Annotated in this window: 12 protein-coding genes and 1 pseudogene; 8 read left to right on the top strand and 5 right to left on the bottom strand. The window is 42.1% G+C overall.

Features of this window, described 5'->3' with window-relative positions:
* The first annotated feature begins 25 nt into the window (after positions 1 to 25).
* The 7 genes from ubiH to CXF88_RS06170 all read left to right on the top strand — a co-directional run bounded on the left by ubiH (position 26) and on the right by CXF88_RS06170 (position 11,419).
* Positions 26 to 1,300, top strand: coding sequence for a 2-octaprenyl-6-methoxyphenyl hydroxylase (ubiH, locus tag CXF88_RS06200; RefSeq protein WP_101086038.1), 1,275 nt, complete (start codon positions 26 to 28; stop codon positions 1,298 to 1,300).
* A 24-nt stretch (positions 1,301 to 1,324) separates the two neighbouring features.
* Complete coding sequence (locus CXF88_RS06195; RefSeq protein WP_101086037.1) at positions 1,325 to 2,548, top strand: FAD-dependent oxidoreductase; 1,224 nt, start codon at positions 1,325 to 1,327, stop codon at positions 2,546 to 2,548.
* A 232-nt stretch (positions 2,549 to 2,780) separates the two neighbouring features.
* Positions 2,781 to 3,875, top strand: a complete 1,095-nt coding sequence (gcvT, locus tag CXF88_RS06190; RefSeq protein WP_101086036.1) for a glycine cleavage system aminomethyltransferase GcvT — start codon at positions 2,781 to 2,783, stop codon at positions 3,873 to 3,875.
* Between the two features lie 82 nt (positions 3,876 to 3,957).
* A complete protein-coding gene (gene gcvH, locus CXF88_RS06185) occupies positions 3,958 to 4,347 on the top strand; it encodes a glycine cleavage system protein GcvH (protein ID WP_101086035.1) in 390 nt (129 codons plus the stop codon).
* A gap of 175 nt (positions 4,348 to 4,522) precedes the next feature.
* A complete protein-coding gene (gcvP, locus tag CXF88_RS06180; protein ID WP_101086034.1) occupies positions 4,523 to 7,411 on the top strand; it encodes an aminomethyl-transferring glycine dehydrogenase in 2,889 nt (962 codons plus the stop codon).
* Between the two features lie 1,246 nt (positions 7,412 to 8,657).
* The gene (locus CXF88_RS06175; protein WP_101086033.1) at positions 8,658 to 10,169 is read left to right on the top strand and encodes a Fic family protein; all 1,512 of its coding nucleotides are present in this window, start codon (positions 8,658 to 8,660) and stop codon (positions 10,167 to 10,169) included.
* A 101-nt stretch (positions 10,170 to 10,270) separates the two neighbouring features.
* Positions 10,271 to 11,419, top strand: coding sequence for a hypothetical protein (locus CXF88_RS06170; RefSeq protein ID WP_101086032.1), 1,149 nt, complete (start codon positions 10,271 to 10,273; stop codon positions 11,417 to 11,419).
* 200 nt (positions 11,420 to 11,619) lie between these two features.
* Here CXF88_RS06170 and CXF88_RS06165 read toward each other — a convergent pair.
* From CXF88_RS06165 to CXF88_RS06145, 5 genes and pseudogenes are all read right to left on the bottom strand, one after another.
* Positions 11,620 to 11,769 (bottom strand): annotated as a pseudogene (locus CXF88_RS06165) (IS4 family transposase); the annotation flags it as partial.
* A 159-nt stretch (positions 11,770 to 11,928) separates the two neighbouring features.
* On the bottom strand, positions 11,929 to 14,247 hold the full coding sequence (locus CXF88_RS06160) for a DEAD/DEAH box helicase (RefSeq protein WP_101086031.1): 2,319 nt from the start codon (positions 14,245 to 14,247) through the stop codon (positions 11,929 to 11,931).
* Entirely contained in the window at positions 14,240 to 14,944 is a 705-nt protein-coding gene (locus tag CXF88_RS06155) for a hypothetical protein (protein ID WP_226413426.1), read from the bottom strand. The genes CXF88_RS06160 and CXF88_RS06155 overlap by 8 nt, the downstream gene beginning before the upstream one ends.
* A gap of 79 nt (positions 14,945 to 15,023) precedes the next feature.
* The gene (locus tag CXF88_RS06150; RefSeq protein WP_101086030.1) at positions 15,024 to 15,926 is read right to left on the bottom strand and encodes a nuclease-related domain-containing protein; all 903 of its coding nucleotides are present in this window, start codon (positions 15,924 to 15,926) and stop codon (positions 15,024 to 15,026) included.
* A 278-nt stretch (positions 15,927 to 16,204) separates the two neighbouring features.
* Positions 16,205 to 17,038: a hypothetical protein gene (locus tag CXF88_RS06145; protein ID WP_101086029.1), complete on the bottom strand. Its 834-nt coding sequence runs from the start codon at positions 17,036 to 17,038 to the stop codon at positions 16,205 to 16,207.
* Positions 17,039 to 17,747: 709 nt separating this feature from the next.
* Here CXF88_RS06145 and CXF88_RS06140 point away from each other — a divergent pair.
* Positions 17,748 to 18,683, top strand: a complete 936-nt coding sequence (locus CXF88_RS06140) for a GyrI-like domain-containing protein (protein WP_101086028.1) — start codon at positions 17,748 to 17,750, stop codon at positions 18,681 to 18,683.
* The last annotated feature ends 256 nt before the right edge of the window (positions 18,684 to 18,939 follow it).

Below are 18,939 nucleotides of genomic sequence, written 5' to 3'. Positions count from 1 at the left end.
TTTGGTATAGGCAGCAACGCAGCGTATGACCACAGCACACACTTCTACCGAGCCACTCGTCGTTGATATTGCCATAGTGGGTGGCGCCATGGCAGGTGCCACGTTAGCCCTAGGGTTAGCTAAGTTATCTGCCACACTATCTGCTACGTTATCATCTGCCACTTTAGCGCGCCCGCTGCGTATTGCATTAATCGAAGCCCATGTTGCCAACAACAATCATCCCGGTTTTGATGCCCGCTCTATCGCCATTGCGCACGGTTCTATTTTCGAACTGACTCGTTTAGGCATTTGGCCTAAGTTGCAGCATCTTGGCACCGCGATCGAAAATATTCATGTGTCTGATCGCGGCCACTTTGGCATGACCGAACTCAACGCTAAACCATTAGGCTTAGACGCGTTAGGGCAGGTGGTTGAATTGGCTCGTGTGGGTAACGTGTTATTCGACGAATTACAAAAGTCATCTGTCAGCGTTTTTTGTCCTGCCAAAGTCACTGATTTACAAGCCCAAACAGACGGTCACTTATTAACATTAGATAATGGCACTCAGCTGCATTGTCAGTTGCTGGTGGCCGCAGATGGCGCTAACTCGGTTGTGCGTCAACATTTACAGCAGCCTACTGAGCAAGTCAATTTTGATCAAACGGCGGTCGTTGCCAATGTCATTACCGACCAACCGCATCAACACTGGGCTTATGAGCGCTTTACCCAAACCGGCCCATTAGCACTGTTACCGATGACGTCAGTGCCATCAACACCTTCCACTCAAGCGCGATATTCATTGGTATGGGCATTACCGCCAGCCAAAGCTGATGCATTAAAAAATGCAGATAAAGCTGAATTTTTAGTGGAATTACAACAAGCATTTGGCCATCGTGTCGGCCGCTTTATCGATGTGGGGCAGCGGGTCAGTTATCCACTCACGTTATCGTACATGCCAAGGCCGATTTACCATCGTTGTATATTTATCGGTAACGCCGCGCAAACGCTACACCCTATCGCTGGACAAGGCTTTAACCTAGGTTTACGTGATGTAGTCGGGCTACTCAAGGTGCTTGAACACGCCTTTAGCAGCAACACCGCAACCGAAGTCGACCTCGGCAGCAGCGCTATCGTGCATCAATATTTAGCCGCTCGCCAAGCCGATCGCGACAACACACTCAACAACATCGAATTTTTAGTGCGTGGCTTTTCCAATCAATATTGGCCGTTAGTTGCCGGACGCAATATCGGTTTGCGTTTATTGTCTTGGCTACCGCCGTTAAAACGCCCCGTAGTGCAAACCGCCATGGGCTGGCGTTAACTCATTTTAAGGTAAGGATTGACCATGTTTTCAACTAAAACTTATGATGTTGCCATCGTCGGCGGTGGTATGGTTGGGCTTGCAACCGCAATCGGTTTGGCCAATGCCGACCTTAATGTGGTGGTTATCGATGCTGGCACAACCCAAGCGGTCAGTGGCGAGCCTAAATTACGCGTTAGTGCGATTAACAAAGCCAGTCAGCAATTACTTGAAAACCTCGGCGCGTGGCAATACCTCGACGACAGCCGTGTTAGCCCTTACCAAAAAATGTCGGTGTGGGACAAAGACGGCCTAGGCAAAATTGAGTTCGACGCTCACAGCATCAGCGAAGCCTATTTAGGCTCGATCATAGAAAACGATGCCATCAGTTATGCCCTTGCCAAACGTGCCAGCGAAATAAGCAACATTACCTATATTGAAAACCAACGTCTTGAGCGCGTAGCCTTTGGCGAGCGCGAAGCTTGGCTAACCCTAGCCAATGGCGACAATGTCAGTGCCGCCGTAGTGGTTGCCGCCGACGGCGCCAACTCTTGGGTGCGCCAACAATGCAGTATTCCGCTAACATTTTGGGACTACGGCCACCATGCTATTGTCGCGACTGTGCGCACCGAACTCGCTCACGACGCCACCGCCAGACAAGCCTTTTTACCCGGTGGTCCATTAGCTATGTTGCCATTGTATGACGACAATTTATGTTCCATCGTCTGGTCGGTATCGCCCGACCAAGCCGAACAATTGTTAGCATTAGACGAAATCGAATTTGGCAAAGCGTTAACTGCCGCGCTAGATGGCCGTTTAGGCATGTGCCAGGTGATCAGCGAGCGTCAATCATTTCCGCTACGGATGCGCTATGCGCGCCACTTTGCCCGCCATCGATTAGTACTGGCAGGTGATGCAGCTCACACTATTCATCCGTTAGCTGGCCAAGGGGTTAACTTAGGCTTTTTAGACGCCGCCAGTATCATCGAAACCTTTACCGAACTGCATGAGCAAGGTAAAGATTTAGGCGAATATAGCCACTTACGAGCCCTTGAACGTTGGCGTAAAGCAGAGGCTATGGAGATGATTGCCACCATGGAAGGCTTTAAAAGACTGTTTGCCGGCAGCAATCCGCTTAAAAAAGCCATGCGCGACATAGGCCTAACCCTAGTTGATAATGTCGCTGGGCTGAAAACAGTGTTCATCAAACAGGCTATGGGTAACAAAATGACATTACCTAAACTTTGTCGTGAGCCAATTTCATCATAGCTAATATAGAAACTTGTTTAATATCAGTCTACACAGTTAAGTTAGCGTTTTTATTGTAAAAGATTATGTAAAAAAATTACAACAATAGATTAGCTAAACTAATGCGACCGGACTCGGATTAGAAAAATTTTTTGTATACAAATTAGGTCTGCGGAGTATAATTTTGTTCGCATTTTATCAAATACCTACATTAGATTAAGACCTAATTAAAGGCCCAAAAAAAGGGATAATAATGGCTAGCAAGACTGTACTTTTTAACAAGCATTTAGAATCTAAAGCCAAAATGGTTGATTTCCACGGTTGGGAAATGCCGATTAACTACGGCTCTCAAATCGAAGAACATCACGCAGTACGTCAAGATGCAGGCATGTTCGACGTGTCGCACATGACCGTAGTTGACGTTACCGGCAGCGATGCTTGTGCCTTCTTACGTAAGTTACTTGCTAACGATGTCGCCAAACTTACCGTACCTGGTAAAGCCCTTTACGGCGGAATGCTAGACGAAAATGCTGGCATCATCGACGACCTTATTACCTACTACTTAACCGACACCCATTACCGCGTGGTGGTTAACTCCGCTACTCGCGACAAAGACCTCGCCTGGATCAACAAACAAGCCGCAGCATTTGATGTTGTTGTGACTGAACGTCCAGAGCTTGCGATGATTGCTGTGCAAGGTCCTAATGCTAAAGCCAAAGCGGCTACAGTATTTAGCACCGAGCAAAATGCTGCCGTTGAAGGCATGAAGCCATTCTTTGGTGTGCAATCAGACAGCTTATTTATTGCTACAACCGGTTACACCGGCGAAGCGGGCTACGAAATTATTGTTCCAGAAGCCGAAGCCGAAGCCTTATGGCAAGCACTACTAGATGCAGGCGTTAAGCCATGTGGTTTAGGTGCACGTGACACATTACGCTTAGAAGCGGGCATGAACCTATACGGTCAAGACATGGACGAGTCAATTAATCCATTAGCCGCTAATATGGGCTGGACTGTAGCGTGGGAGCCAAGCGAACGTGACTTTATTGGCCGTGATGCACTTACCGCCATTAAAGCGGCTGGCACAGACAAATTAGTCGGCTTAGTCATGGAAGAAAAGGGCGTATTACGCCACGATATGGCAGTATTTTTTACCGACGCAAACGGTGTTGAGCATCAAGGTGTGATCACTAGCGGTTCGTTTTCGCCAACATTAGGCTATTCTATTGCCATGGCCCGTGTGCCTAATGGTATTGGTGCTGTAGCTGAAGTTGAAATGCGTAAAAAGCGTGTTAACGTAAAAGTCATCGCTCCAAGTTTTGTACGTAACGGTAAGCAAGCTTTCTAACGACTCAATAAAATGAGTTGTGCTTTACCTAAAAAGAATTTATTTGTTAAGTATTAGAACATCAGATTAAGGAACAACGATAATGAGCACTATTCCAGCAGACTTGAAATATGCATCTTCACACGAATGGATCCGTAAAGAATCAGACGGTAGCTACACAGTAGGTATCACTGAGCATGCTCAAGAGCTATTAGGCGACATGGTATTCGTAGAATTGCCAGAAGTTGGCGACACAGTCACAGCCGGTGAAGACTGCGCAGTGGCTGAATCAGTTAAAGCGGCATCAGACATCTATGCACCTATTTCTGGTGAAGTGATTGCCGTAAACGAATCTTTAGAAGATTCGCCAGAGCGTGTTAACAGCGACGCATTTGGTGACGGTTGGTTCTTCCGTGTTATGCCTTCTGACGAATCAGAAGTGGATGCATTATTAGATGCAGACGGTTACCAAGAAGTGATTGACCAAGAATAAGCGCCAATGACGCAGGAAGCTCCCTCGGGAGCTTCTTTGTTATGTGCAGCTAAAAAAAATGACGAGCGCGCAACATAATAAACCCTAAACAGGTTATTCACGTATTACCCATTTTCACCCTAATCCAGTTCTGTGCCCTACCGCCATAACTGGTCGATTTGGAACAAGGTTTAACATGACCAAGCAAACCCTGACACAACTAGAACAACACGAGTTATTTTTAACACGCCACATTGGCCCAAGTGCTGAGCAGCAACAAGAAATGCTCAACTTCATTGGTGCAGAGTCGTTAGAAGACTTAACCGCGCAAACCGTTCCTGGCAAAATCCGTTTACCACAAGACCTCACCATCGGTGACTCGTGTGGCGAAGCCGAAGGTATCGCCTATATCCGCAACATAGCAGACAAAAACAAAGTCTTTAAAAGCTATATCGGTATGGGTTACTACGGCGTGCAAGTGCCAAATGTTATTTTGCGTAACGTGTTCGAAAATCCAGGTTGGTACACTGCTTATACTCCATATCAGCCAGAAATCGCCCAGGGCCGTTTAGAAGCAATCTTAAACTTCCAACAAGTGTCAATGGACCTAACCGGTCTTGACCTTGCATCAGCCTCATTGCTGGACGAAGCAACCGCAGCGGCAGAAGCCATGGCACTCGCCAAGCGCGTATCTAAAGCCAAAAAAGCCAACATCTTCTTTGTTGCCGACGACGTATTCCCACAAACACTCGACGTAGTGAAAACCCGCGCTGAATGTTTTGGTTTTGAAGTCGTTGTCGGCCCAGCAAGTGAAGCGGTAAATTACGAGTTATTTGGTGCCTTGTTCCAGTACACCAACCGTATTGGCCAAATTACCGATTACACTGAGCTATTTGCTACGCTTCGCGACAACAAAGTTATTGTTACAGTAGCAGCCGACATCATGTCGTTAATGTTACTTAAATCACCGGGCGCCATGGGCGCAGATGTGGTATTTGGTAGCGCGCAACGTTTTGGCGTACCAATGGGATACGGCGGACCACACGCAGCATTCTTTGTTGCCCGTGACGAACACAAGCGTTCAATGCCAGGCCGTATCATTGGTGTGTCAAAAGACACCCGCGGCAACAGCGCATTACGTATGGCCATGCAAACGCGCGAGCAACATATTCGCCGCGAAAAAGCCAACTCAAACATTTGTACCGCGCAAATTTTATTAGCCAACATGGCGTCGTTTTATGCAGTATTCCACGGCCCACAAGGCTTAAAAACCATCGCATCACGCATTAACCGTTTAGCCGACATTTTAGCGGCAGGCTTAACAGCAAAAGGCTTAACCTTAGCTAACACCACTTGGTTCGACACCATCAGTGTTAAAGGTGCCGACGTTGCCGCCATTAATGCCCGCGCCATAGCTGCGCAAGTTAACTTACGTATAGATGCAGACGGCGTGTTTGGTATCAGCTTAGATGAAACCACTATCCGTACAGACATCGCAGACTTATTTGACGTTATCCTAGGCGCAGGCCACGGTTTAGATGTTGCAGCACTCGATGCCGACATCGTTGCTAATGGCAGCCAGTCAATTCCAGACGCGCTAGTACGTCAAGATGCAGTATTAACCCATCCAACGTTTAATCGCTACCAAAGCGAAACCGAGATGATGCGTTACATCAAGCGTCTCGAAAACAAAGATTTAGCCTTAAACCACTCAATGATCTCGTTAGGTTCATGCACCATGAAACTCAACGCAGCAGTGGAAATGCTACCAGTAAGCTGGCCAGAATTTGCTAACATGCACCCATTCTGCCCGCTAGATCAGGCACAAGGTTACACCCAGTTAATTAACGAACTGTCTGAGTTTTTAGTTAAAATCACCGGTTACGATTCTGTGTGTATTCAGCCAAACTCTGGTGCACAAGGCGAGTACGCTGGCTTATTAGCGATTAAGAAATACCACGAGTCTCGCGGCGACGCGCACCGTAACATTTGCTTAATCCCACAATCAGCTCACGGCACCAACCCAGCATCGGCACAACTTGCTGGTATGAAGGTAGTGGTTACTGCTTGCGACAAGCAAGGTAACGTTGATTTAGAAGACTTACGCACTAAAGCAGCAGAACTTGCAGACAGCCTATCGTGCATCATGATCACGTACCCATCGACTCACGGTGTGTACGAAGAATCAATCCGCGAAGTATGCGAAATCGTCCATCAATATGGCGGTCAAGTGTACTTAGACGGCGCGAACATGAACGCACAGGTTGGCTTAACATCACCAGGCTTTATCGGCGCAGACGTATCGCACCTTAACTTACACAAAACCTTTGCTATCCCGCACGGCGGCGGTGGTCCTGGTATGGGCCCAATTGGTGTTAAAGCGCACCTTGCGCCATTTGTAGCAGGCCATACAGTGATTAAGCCAGGCCGCGAAAGCGACCATAACGGCGCCGTATCTGCCGCACCTTATGGTAGCGCCAGCATTTTGCCAATCAGCTGGATGTACATTAAGTTGTTGGGCACTAAAGGGGTTAAGCAATCAACCCAAACTGCGCTATTAAACGCTAACTACATCATGAAAAAGCTACTGCCTCATTACCCAGTATTATTTACTGGCCGTAACGACCGTGTTGCCCATGAATGTATTATCGATTTACGCCCATTAAAAGAAACCTCAGGCGTGACCGAAATGGATATCGCTAAGCGTCTAAACGACTATGGTTTCCATTCACCAACCATGAGCTTCCCGGTAGCGGGTACGTTGATGATTGAGCCTACTGAATCTGAGTCTAAGGTTGAGTTAGATCGTTTCATCGAAGCGATGATTTCTATTCGCGGTGAAATTACCAAGGTAGAAGCAGGCGAGTGGCCAGTGGATAATAACCCACTGCATAATGCACCTCACACCCTAGCGGATATTATGGACCCAGAGTTTGATTCACGTCCGTACAGTCGTGAAATTGCCGTGTTCCCAACGGCTGCGGTTAAGGCGAATAAGTTTTGGCCAACCGTAAATCGTATCGATGATGTTTATGGGGATCGCAACCTTATGTGTGCGTGCGTCCCATTATCTGACTACGAGTAAATAGCTACTTAACCTCAGTAATACTGCATCAGCCGCTACTTTTCGCTACTCATTGACAACAGTCAACTCCGTGGCGAAAAGCAGCGGCTTTTTTGTCTTACTTTCGGCAGTAACGCTATTTAGGCTTCAGCTAAGAGTTTTCGCATAGATCGAAATAAGGAGTTTGACACCAGTCAACTCCGCGGCGAAAACCTCAAACTTCATTGTCTTATCATCGCCAGCGACGCAATTATGGAATAGTTAGCTTCATTTGAAGTTTTAGAATTTAAAAGCGACCGAAAGGTCGCTTTTTTGTTTGTGTCATTCCAGTAAATTCCGAACAAACGTCTCTCCGGCAATGCTTTTAAGCCGGAATCCAGGTGTTTTCTTTTTTCTTCATCTTACATCTTAGCTATGGCAGTGGCCTGCGGCCACTAACGTCGTGGCCGCAGGCCACACCAGACCAAGAGGAAATCAACGGCTGTTCCCTCTTGACTCTTTTTAAAAGAATTAGCCCAGCCGCCCCGCAACATTTTCCTTAATGATTTAAACAACAGATGCGAAAAGGTCGCCATGGGGATTGATCCAGCTTTTAACTTCGTTTGTAGTCTGCTTCGGCCCATCTTACAATAAAGAGTGAAAATGCTAACGCTTCCGATGGGAATCTGATGTGCATGGATTTACGAATGTCGTGATGGCATGGTCAATGATGTTCCCGACATCATAATGACATTTCCCATATCCATATGGGGCAGATACCAAAGAACGACCTGTACCGCGAAAGCTAGCCTGCCATCCATGGCTCACGCATTCACTTGCAAAGAGTCTTCAACGGCCTCAAGTAAAATGGAGCCTGCAGATATAATATCTAAAGCATTAAAAAGCGGACCGGTTGGTTCGCTTTTTTATTTCCGTCATTCCAGTCATGTGTAAATACTCGTCATTCCGATTATGTTTATATTTACGTCATTCCAGTAATGCTTATATTTACGTCTTTCCGGCAATGCTTTTGAGCCGGAATCCAGGTGTTGGCCTATGTATTTAGTGTCATACAGTTTATTTAACTATAGTTAACAGCTACTACGATACTTGAGATAAACACTAAAACCTATAAATGGAAAAGCATTAAAACCTATAAATGGTATGACATTAAAACCTATAAATGATACAACAGTAAAACCTATAAACCAAAAGCGTTAAAACCTATAAAAGGCATGGCGACAAACCTTGGTTTAATAAACATCTTGTGTAGTTATTAGGAACTCAAATGAATGATGTGTCACAAAAATTAGCGGATTCTCTCGCGCAATTAAAGACGCTCCAAGAGTCTGGTTTCGTTGCGATACAATCGAATCAATTAAGCCGGGTGCATCGTGAGCGTTTAGTTAAGTATGGCTTTATTCGGGAAGTCATCCGAGGTTGGTATATTCCAGCAATGCCTGATGAAAAACCAGGTGACAGCACGTCTTGGTATACTTCTTTTTGGGACTTCTGCGGAGCCTATTTGTCAGCGCGATTCGATCAATCTTGGTGCTTATCACCTGAGCAGTCGATAAATCTACATATTGGTGACAGGACCGTTTGTCAGCAGCTACTTGTGCGTTCTCCAAAGGGAAATAATAAGCCTACCGCCTTCTTGCATAACACTTCTATTTTTGATGTCAGACTAAATTTACCTGATGTAAAACATATTGAAAGTCTTGATGGGCTTAATGTATATAGTTTACCCGCAGCGTTAGTGTATTGTTCTGCGAGCCAGTTTGTTAATGCACCTGTTCAAATGCGCACGGCCTTATCAATGGTGACTGATGCATCTGATGTGTTATCCATTTTGCTGGCGGGTAATCACAGTGTTATTGCAGGCAGGTTAGTGGGGGCTTTTAGAAACATTGGCCGCGATCTTATTGCAAGCAACATACTTAAAGGCATGCGCGCCGCCGACTTAGTCGTGCAAGAAGAAGACCCCTTTAAAGAAAAGGTGCAGATAAGCTTCGGTCGCCGTGATGTCTCGCCTTATGTTAATCGAATACGACTGATGTGGGCACAGATGCGCGATGACGTTATAGCCCATTTTCCTCAGCCAAGTCATCAGACAATGACTATCGACAATTACATGGCCGAAGTGGAAGATAAATATGTCACAGACGCCTATCACTCATTATCCATCGAAGGCTATCGTGTCACTCATGAGCTTATAGAACTTGTTCGGTTTGGCCATTGGCAGACTGAAGACTCTGTCGATAGTAAAAAACACCTAGATGCAATGGCCGCTAAAGGTTACTGGGATGCATTTCAAGAAGTGAAAAAAGCCGTTCGGGTGGTGTTAGAGGGCAATAATTCGGGTGATGTGTTAGAGCACTCACACAGTGATTGGTATTTGGCTTTATTCAGCCCAAGCGTTGCAGCAGGTATTGTTAAGCAATCGGACCTAGCGGGTTATCGAACGGGGCCAGTTTATATTCGTCAGTCTATGCATACGCCTCCTAGCCGAGATGCTGTTAGGGATATGATGCCGACATTGTTTGAATTATTGGCTGCAGAAGATAATGCGGCAGTAAGGGTTGTGTTAGGGCACTTTATCTTTGTGTATATTCATCCATATTTTGATGGTAACGGTAGAATGGGGCGGTTTGTTATGAACTTGATGATGGCCTCGGGTAGTTACCCCTGGACGGTTGTGCCGGTCGAACGACGCACTGAATATATGCAGGCATTGGAAGAAGCCAGCATCAAACAGAATGTTGTGCCTTTCACTCAGTTTCTGGCTTCACTAATGTAAAAGTGAAGGGGTAACAATGGCAGGCATTGTTAATGTCTAATCGCTAAGTACTTTAGACTCGGAATAGAAAGTTAAGTTGAATTTTTATGGAGAAGGATAAAATGATATTAGGGAATGATGTTGGTAACACGTTTATGGCAGTTTTTTTAAGGTTTAGGGACCAGTTTTTAATTAGTAAAAAAGGCTTTCATCTAGGCTTGTTGCTTTTGCTTTCTGCGCCGACTTACGCCGATGACCTTCTTGAAAGAACAAATAGTAATTTGGATTATTTAAGGCAACAGGTGATTAATCAACCCGAAAAAGGACTTATTGACATTCCTGCTTCTGAACGAGTTATTGGTGAGTTGAGCCAAGTTTTGGATGGCTATGAGCTTGAGCTACATGACCAAATATTACTTCGTACTGTCCGTGCTTTAAGTTTAAAAAACATCAATATACTGAGGTTAAATTCGCTACAAAAAGTCGATCTTGCTCAAGCTGAATTAGCGATAGCTGATATCGATTTTGTTAGCAAGAAGAGCGACTCGGCAGATTTGCTTTATGCTGCTGGTCATATTTCGATGCATTTACTTGATTATCCGGTTCAAGCATATCAGTACTGGCAGCAATGTGCAGAATCGGGACATGCCGGTTGCATGAATATTTTAGCAGCCCATCGATTTACCGGAGAAAATGGCTTAGCAGTGGATGTCGAACAGTCTATTTATTGGCATCAACAAGTGTATAAAACGGGTACAGAATATATTTGTGCTGGGGTATTTTCAGCTATTGCGCTAGGAGAACTCGCCCATTTTTATTCAGATCTAGATACTGGAGGTAATTGGACACAATGGCTTGAGAAAAGAAACTTGTTACTTGATGATCTAAATAACAAAGGCCACGATGAAAATATTTGCCAGTTAGGTGTTCACTACGCGAGAGACTTCGTATTGCAACATCGCTTATCTGAAGACAATATCGCAACACTCGATTTAGCTATTAAGTTAATGGCCGAGGATAGCGAAAAGCAAGTGTTGGAGGTTATTAAGCAGGGCAAAGAACTATCAACCGTTATTCCTTATTTATCATCGATAGAATATCCTGAAGAGCAATGCTCGTTAACTCTGAGTTTACTTTTATATGCTAAGTATGACGGTCAGCAAAAAGCTGTCCAAGATTTGACTGACTATATGACAAGTTTAAGCATGGAATACTGTGCTTGGGAGTTTGCATTAATAGAAAGGATGCAAACTTCAGGCCGTTGGCATTGATTGTTATAAGTTTTTGGGGGGGAATTACTCGGTCAGACTCAGCCCTCACTTATTACTGAAGTCTCACTGGCTAGCAGGAATTAAGACGCTAAAGTCGTTAACCAAGGAGCCGCAAGCATGCTATTAAATTCGTGGGGATCCCTCAGACTTTGCCCCCATTTATTCCGACTTGCGGCAACTAACGTCGTTTGTGGTCTGCATCGGCCAAATCCAGTGATAGAAAGAGATCCACCATTCATTGAGCTTTCAATGGCAGAGAACAGACTTTGTCGGCGAGTTTTATGCACTTTTTGCGTTAACGGTGGGGGGGCAAGTGAGAGGCATTTTGATAAAACGTGTTTTGCATTCATGGCATTTACTCGTGGTAATTTTTGTTTGGCGATAAATTTGATCACCAAATGCCATGAATGTTCCTCCGTTATTAACCTATCTCATTATTTTTATTCATTCTTTTGTGGGGATTCGTCAGTTCCTGACCCCACTTATTCTATTGTTAACCCTAGTTGAGGTTAATAAATATATCTTTCGATTATACGTAGTTGATCTTCACTTAAGTCATTTAGATTATCAATAAAAATAATACCCTGCTCATCAATGTGCTGAATATATAAGCTTATCCATTCAGTGTCTTCTGGATCAAATCCATATTTTAATAGCCAAATTTCAATTTCATTGTTTGTTCCATATCTTATAAAGTTCTTTAAAATTTTGGCTCTAAAATCTTCGGTTTCTTGATAATAAATGGTTAGGGCAGCACACAAAGGATCTGATAAAGATAAACTGATAACTTTATCTAAATAATCATACGTATCATATACTAATAGGTCATAATCAAATGTATTAACTGATGCGCCTCTTCCAAATAAGCTAATTGCTCTAGCGCCTTTATTTGGAAGACTTTCAGCTCTTGCAGAGTATTCAATTTTTATATCATCAAGCGCTTCATTATATTCATTTTGCGAAACGACTTTTTCTTTTAACTTCTTAAGTAAGGCGCGCCTTTCATCTCTTCTAGTTAAGTATGAATGCCTTAAAGATAGTGTCTCGCTAAAAGCTTTTCCTTGAATTCTCCAAAGTAATAAAGGAATAGATGCACTTAAAATCGTTTGCTCTTGTTTTGTTAAAGAGTCTCTCTTTAAATGAGTGATGTATATTTTCTTTAATTTATCTTTTAATTTTCTTCTATCTGATGACTTTATTTCATAATATTGGTGACCACCTATTGCTTTATCACCATGAATCAATTTGTCTAAAATAAATCGAATGTCTGACTTAATATTTGAGTTCTTTAGGCGCTCTACTTGTGATTCTGTTAAATGAAGATCATCGTTAAATGTATTAGTCTTAATCGCGGTTATCAAGTCAGAGTAATCTTCAGGTATATCTTTTGAATCATCATCGAGCTTTGAAGTAGGCTCTAGTTCAATAGTTGATACAATTCGAATTTTAAAAGTATTTACATTTTCTTTATTTATTATCGTATAGCCGAAATCGAATTGATTAGGCGTTTGCGTTGTTCGTCCTGCCCTCCCAATCAAATTTTTTAAGGTTAACTTATTCATATTATGAAAGTTGTCAATCCAAACGCAATCAAATGGCATATTGATACCTTGATTTAGGGTAGCAGTTGCAAAACAAATCCTCGCATAACCATCTCTTACAAATTGTTCTATCAATAACCTTGCCTTTAAAGGCATTGAACCGTGATGAACGACTATACCTCTCTCCATTAAAGACAAAAAAGATGACTGTTTACCAAACTGTCTTTCAGAGGCTCCAATATATTGTGTCAATTCTTCTACTATTTTTATCGCAGATGGTTGTTTCAAAATAGGGCATAATGAAATATATTTACCAAAACCTTCAATATGTCCACCATTTAAAATTTTGCTTTTTGAAATGTAGATTAAAACTGCTCCATCATTTTTAAGGGTACTTTCTACAATATCTATTTCACATTTCACATGGGCTGATTCATTAAATGGCGAGAAATATTCGAAAACACCGTTTTCATCTCTTGATAAGTAGACTTTACCAACGTTATTTTGTTTGAAACTATTTGAACTGGAGTTTTTGAAAAATCTATGTTTAGTTAACTGGGCCTCGGGATTAGATACAAATGGGTGAGCAAATACCTTCTTGGCATTTGGGAATGATTTTTCAGTTCTCCTAACAAATGCATCAAATGATATGCCTCTTATGGGTTCTTCTGATAATTGTGCCTCATCAAATAGGAAAAGCCCTATTTCAAATTCATCAGAATATTTAAAAAGTTCAACACCTCTCTCTGGTGTAATAATAAATACCCGTCGTGCAGTATGGTGTTGATTAATATTTTCAATGAATTGTAGAACCAATACCTCTTTGCCAACAAGTTCTACTACTAATGAATAAAATTCAGCAATCAATGCTCTTGAAGGTACAATGATAACAATGTCATGTAGTTCTTCTTTTATTAAATCTCTAAAAAGATGAGACTTACCAGTACTTGTTGGTGCTGAAAATGAATAGAATTTTTTTGTTGAAATAGATTTGTATGCACTGGCCTGCATAGGAGTAAAAGGCTTACCAAATTGATCTTCTATAGTATCTCCTAAATTTTTATACACTGATTCTATAAAGGATTTAGGTTTAGTAATTTTATAAAATAGTCCCATAACGCTAAGGGTTTTAGCCTCATACTCGCTAAAAACATCAGGATAATGAATTTTTATTAAACTTAATTTTTCTAACGTAGCCATATTTATAGGCCCTGACTCATGAAACTCTCTAATTGCATTTTCAAGAACTTCTCGAATTCCTATTCCTTGGATTATATTTTTAAGCACTAACTTTTACTCCAATTAAATATACTGCTTCATAGGTCAGTAATGTCTTCATATGAACGGAAGTCAGAGCATTATCCATTATTACAGCAACATCTTCGGTAGTGATAGAAAATGCAGCACTATATGCTTTTTTTCCTGCTGCGGCATTTTGTATTGCAGCCTCAGTAACAAATCTCCTAATATCTGGGAGTTCCTGAATATCTTTTTTATCATGAATAAACTCATTTATTTGTTTAAGTGCGCGGCCATGAGCATTTTTTACACCACTGTATTTTGCTTCACCAAAGGCAACTAAAGCTTCTGGTGATTCTGTATGAAAATCAAAACCTGGATTTCCCGATATTTTTTCCTTAATAAGTTCTGCTAAAGGTAGGCGGATATGAGACAAATGTTTTTTGAGGGCTGTTTGTGCAACATCAGAAACCATATATTCACCAAAGTCTTCTGATATATCGGTTTCAACGTTGTTAAGTATTTCATTAGTTACTTTATCAACTGTCCGTTTGGATCGAGCTTCATAACCCATACGATCAATTACATCCAATGGTTGCAACCAACTAGTATCCAATGCCACGGTTAGCATTTCCTTAACTCGCAATTCTAGGTCAGTAATATCAATGGCAATTGAAAATATTTTTCCTGTTGCAGCATGTGCATAATCAGACATGTTTGTTTCAGTATAAGAGATAAGATTCATAACCATACCTTTATAATATGCTTACAATTACCAATTAAATTACTTATGTAATTTGGATAAATATTTTTTTGATAATAAATCATTTCCCCACCTCGCTCTTACTCAAACACCTCAGCGCCACTTGATAAACTATCGCATCGACCTGCTGTTGGCTGAGTGATTGAGTTTGTTGTTTGGGTATTGTGCCAACTAAAAACTTATGGCTAATAATAGGAAACGGTGGCTTTGTTTGGTTTGTCACAAACCAGCCGGGGAATACTAATACTGGGCTGGAGAACACTTGCTGGCCGGTAGCTTTGGTGAGCCACTGGCTGACCCACGTTGCTTGTCGAGTTGCTTGTTCTATTGGCTTGGTTTCAGTCCACGATGGGAAGCATAAGCGGCCATCTTTATAAAATAGTTGGTAGTCTTTACCTTGGGTTGCGCTAGTCGATTTACTGTCGCGTTTGCGCTTGTGGCGGCCTTTGGTTTCGATGGCGAATACGCCATTTTTGCCTATGGCTAAATGGTCGATGTTAAAGCCGTCGGCTTGGATGTCGTGAAACACTTGGTAGCCCAAAGCTTGTAAGCCGATTAGCTCATTGGCAGTGGCAATTTCTGCGGTGTGGCCTAGGCGTAATTTGGTGAGTTTGGAAAAGTTTTTCCACGTTTTGTAGCCGCAATAAGATAATCCGATAATAGAGATTATGGCAAATATCCAAGGGAATTTGCCGACGGTAATGTGTGCTTGAACGCTGTTAATGGCAAATGGCAGACACACAACCAATACGCCCATTAGCATACTGGCAATCAAATTGATTTGAAGGTCCTGTATTTCTTGTTGTAAACCAAAAGCGGGAATTCGTTGAAGTTGTTCGCGATCGACGGGTAATTTAACTGTTCTGTCGCGGTGTTTGAGCAATACAAACATCACCCCAAGGGTGACAAACATACTAGAAAGAAGAATGCCTACTGATAATAAACTGGAGGATAAACTTGTCATTGTCGTCCTTGCACGTGGTGTGACCTAAGTAATTGGTCGCAATTCTAAATCCATGAATCTGCTGGATTAATATACTCCGAGTTTAATAAAAATGTAAGCACTTCTTAATGCTGTCAAATAATCTATTTTTGAGGGTACTTGTTAAAGAATAAATAGAAACACCTTCACCTATTAGGTATGGGCATCAATTTCATTTATTGCAAAGTAAAATATTGGAGTATTGTAATAAAGCGACCTTATGGGTCGCTTATAACTGACTTTTGAAAGTAATCGTCGATTTATTCAGAGGGCGAATCTACGCTTTCAAGAATGAGTGACTTTAGGCGCTTATTCATTTCAGCTAGAGCTTCTAGATGCTCGCCTCGTACTTTAGGACTAATTTCAAGTGTTTGTTCCTGAGCTGATATGCTGGCATTAAAGGACGCAATGTTGCTTTCTAACTGTTTCTGTTTGTAGAGGAGTTCTTGTGAAGATAATTTACGTTGCTCTAATGCTTTTGTTATTTCAACTAATCCGGCCATAAATGAGCATTGTGAATGATATCTTTGAATGTCCACTAAAGCATTCTCTAAAGAGTAAAATTTTTCATCATCATCCTCTTCAAGGATTTTTTGGTTAATTACCGCCCGTGATTTCGTTCTACTTACATCCATCGCTCTTACAATCGCAGTGCTCATTGCATTTGCATAGATTTCCTCATTGGCTATTGATTGAATACCTGTGACAGCGGTCGCTCCGGCGGCTAATTCAGCAGCTGTTTGGGCATGGCTTATAACGGCAGCAGTCCCAGTCAATAGCATAGATAAACTGCCCATACTCACATTCCACGCATTACCATTACTGATAATCGTTGCCTGATGTTGAGTGCATTTATTATCAGAACTGAGTATAGCTTGAGCAATAAAGGCTTTACGTTGTTCTTTGTTAGCATTGAGGTTGATTATGTCTTGAGTGGTTAATTTAATTTCTCCTTCTGGATTAAAATACGGAATAGGTTGTGCTTCCGTACCATAATCATTATCGGCGATAAGTTGATCTGGAAGGTAAGTTTTTGCGAGCGTGCCACATCCTTGTATCAGAGTAACTATTATAATAAACAGTAGCTTATTCATACTATATCCTTATATTGCAACACTGTGGTGGTTGTTTTTTGTACATTTCAATATTGAATTTAGTCTATATATGTGAATTACAGTAATCAGCGATTAGTATTAAAATTTTCTAAACGGTATTAATACTGTCACTTAAGATTGTTAACGATGCGTAGATAAGTGGGGGAAGTGGGGCCAGTAGATAAGTGTGGTCAGAGTCTGAGGTATCCCCCACGAATTTAATTTCATGCTTGCGGATCCTTGATTAACGATTTTAGCGTCTTAATTCCAGCTAGCCAGTGGGACTCCAGCACTTGACCTGAAAGAGCAAATGAAAGGGCATGATGCTATGTACTGTGGCTTTGTATAAACGATAGCGCGGTGGCTATGGTTTCATCCCTGATTTTGATTGCTTCACTATTTTGTCTTACTGGCTGCATTACTTGCGTGTTCAGACAGCAACCGATTTTGTTTACTGCTATCAATCAATATTTACTGTTTATGTGATAATCAGTGAAAAAATGTCATTGTAGAATAATGACTTGTATTAATTTGTATCCTAAATGATGGTGGCAAATGTATGGCTGAATGTGTTGTGTTAATCGGTTAGCTTTATCTGCTGGGGAAAGCTGGCGTGTGTTGTGGCAGAATAAAACCTGTTAGTGCCTGTTATTTTAGTGCCTGTCTTTTAAATGCCTGCTTACTTAATGCTCGGGAACTCGTGGAGCCTATGAATAAAGAATATCAAGTACGAATAGATCGGGTGCTTCAGTATATTGAGGCTAATTTGACCGACAGCATTTCGCTAACTGAAGTGGCGAAAGTGAGCTATTTTTCCCCTTATCATTTTCATCGTATTTTTTCTGCCATTATGGGCGAGACAGTAAATGATTACATTGGTCGGCGTAAGCTTGAAAGGGCTGCCAATATGTTGATTTTCAATACGGAATTGTCAATAACGCAGGTGGCGTTAGACTGTGGTTTTTCATCCAGTGCTAATTTTTCTAAGGCGGTAAAACTCTATTTTGGTTTTAGTCCGTCTGAAATTAGAAACCCAGACAAAATAAAAGATAGCAAGATTGGAAAAATATACCGCAAGTATGGAAAAGTGTTTTGCCCCGCAGATTTGTATCCTAGTCGCATTACCAATGAGGTGATGAATAACGCCAATATGAAGGATATAAATATGAACGTGGAAGTAAAAGACTTTGTTAGCCAACGGGTGTGTATGTTGAGTTCGGCGCGAGGTTATCAACCTGAGTCGATTTTTGCCACTTGGGACAAGCTTATAGAGTGGGCGGCTAACAATGGCATTAAACACGATGAGCAACAACGTTTTGCGTTTGCCTATGACAACCCAACAGTGACGCCAGTAGATAAGTGCCGTTACGATGCTGCGATAGTGATTGCTAATAGCTTAGACGTTAATCCACCGTTTACGACAACTCAAATCCCCGAAGGCAAGTATGCAGTGGTGTATTTTAAAGGCGCACCTGAAGAGGCTATTCAAGCTCAGCTGAGTTTGTATTCTGATTGGTTGCCAAATAGCGGTTTTGAGCCTGATAATTTTCCGATGTTAGAGCATTATCTGAATGACGCCAGAGTAGATGGTTATGTTGAGATGGAAATTAGAGTTAAAGTTAAGGCTATGTTGTTTAAGAAGTAGTGGCAAAGTGGCGCTAAGGCTAACGTTGTCAAACACAATAGCAAGAACATTGATGATTATTGCTATTGTGTATTTGAAATACTGCAGCAAAGAGCAAAAGGTCGTCACCGCTACCATTTTACCTGAGTGTGAAACATAAAAAGGCCTGCTTATTGTAAGCAGGCCTTTTGGGTTTAGTTTTCGCTGTTAGTCATGTTCACTTCAAAAACATCGCTTAAGCTAGTCACTATTTGGGTAAGTTACTTTTTACTTTCTA

Source organism: Shewanella sp. ALD9, assembly GCF_002836315.1.
Lineage (GTDB): Bacteria > Pseudomonadota > Gammaproteobacteria > Enterobacterales > Shewanellaceae > Shewanella.
Note: the sequence above shows the minus strand (reverse complement) of the source record. Positions and strands in the feature narration are given on the sequence as shown.

What these genes read in the sequence shown, in the direction of transcription:
- CXF88_RS06145 (WP_101086029.1), bottom strand. Translation starts at nt 17,038, where the DNA reads ATGAATAAGCTACTGTTTATTATAATAGTTACTCTGATACAAGGATGT.
- CXF88_RS06140 (WP_101086028.1), top strand. Translation starts at nt 17,748, where the DNA reads ATGAATAAAGAATATCAAGTACGAATAGATCGGGTGCTTCAGTATATT.
- ubiH (WP_101086038.1), top strand. Translation starts at nt 26, where the DNA reads ATGACCACAGCACACACTTCTACCGAGCCACTCGTCGTTGATATTGCC.
- CXF88_RS06150 (WP_101086030.1), bottom strand. Translation starts at nt 15,926, where the DNA reads ATGACAAGTTTATCCTCCAGTTTATTATCAGTAGGCATTCTTCTTTCT.
- CXF88_RS06195 (WP_101086037.1), top strand. Translation starts at nt 1,325, where the DNA reads ATGTTTTCAACTAAAACTTATGATGTTGCCATCGTCGGCGGTGGTATG.
- gcvT (WP_101086036.1), top strand. Translation starts at nt 2,781, where the DNA reads ATGGCTAGCAAGACTGTACTTTTTAACAAGCATTTAGAATCTAAAGCC.
- gcvH (WP_101086035.1), top strand. Translation starts at nt 3,958, where the DNA reads ATGAGCACTATTCCAGCAGACTTGAAATATGCATCTTCACACGAATGG.
- CXF88_RS06155 (WP_226413426.1), bottom strand. Translation starts at nt 14,944, where the DNA reads ATGAATCTTATCTCTTATACTGAAACAAACATGTCTGATTATGCACAT.
- CXF88_RS06170 (WP_101086032.1), top strand. Translation starts at nt 10,271, where the DNA reads ATGATATTAGGGAATGATGTTGGTAACACGTTTATGGCAGTTTTTTTA.
- gcvP (WP_101086034.1), top strand. Translation starts at nt 4,523, where the DNA reads ATGACCAAGCAAACCCTGACACAACTAGAACAACACGAGTTATTTTTA.
- CXF88_RS06175 (WP_101086033.1), top strand. Translation starts at nt 8,658, where the DNA reads ATGAATGATGTGTCACAAAAATTAGCGGATTCTCTCGCGCAATTAAAG.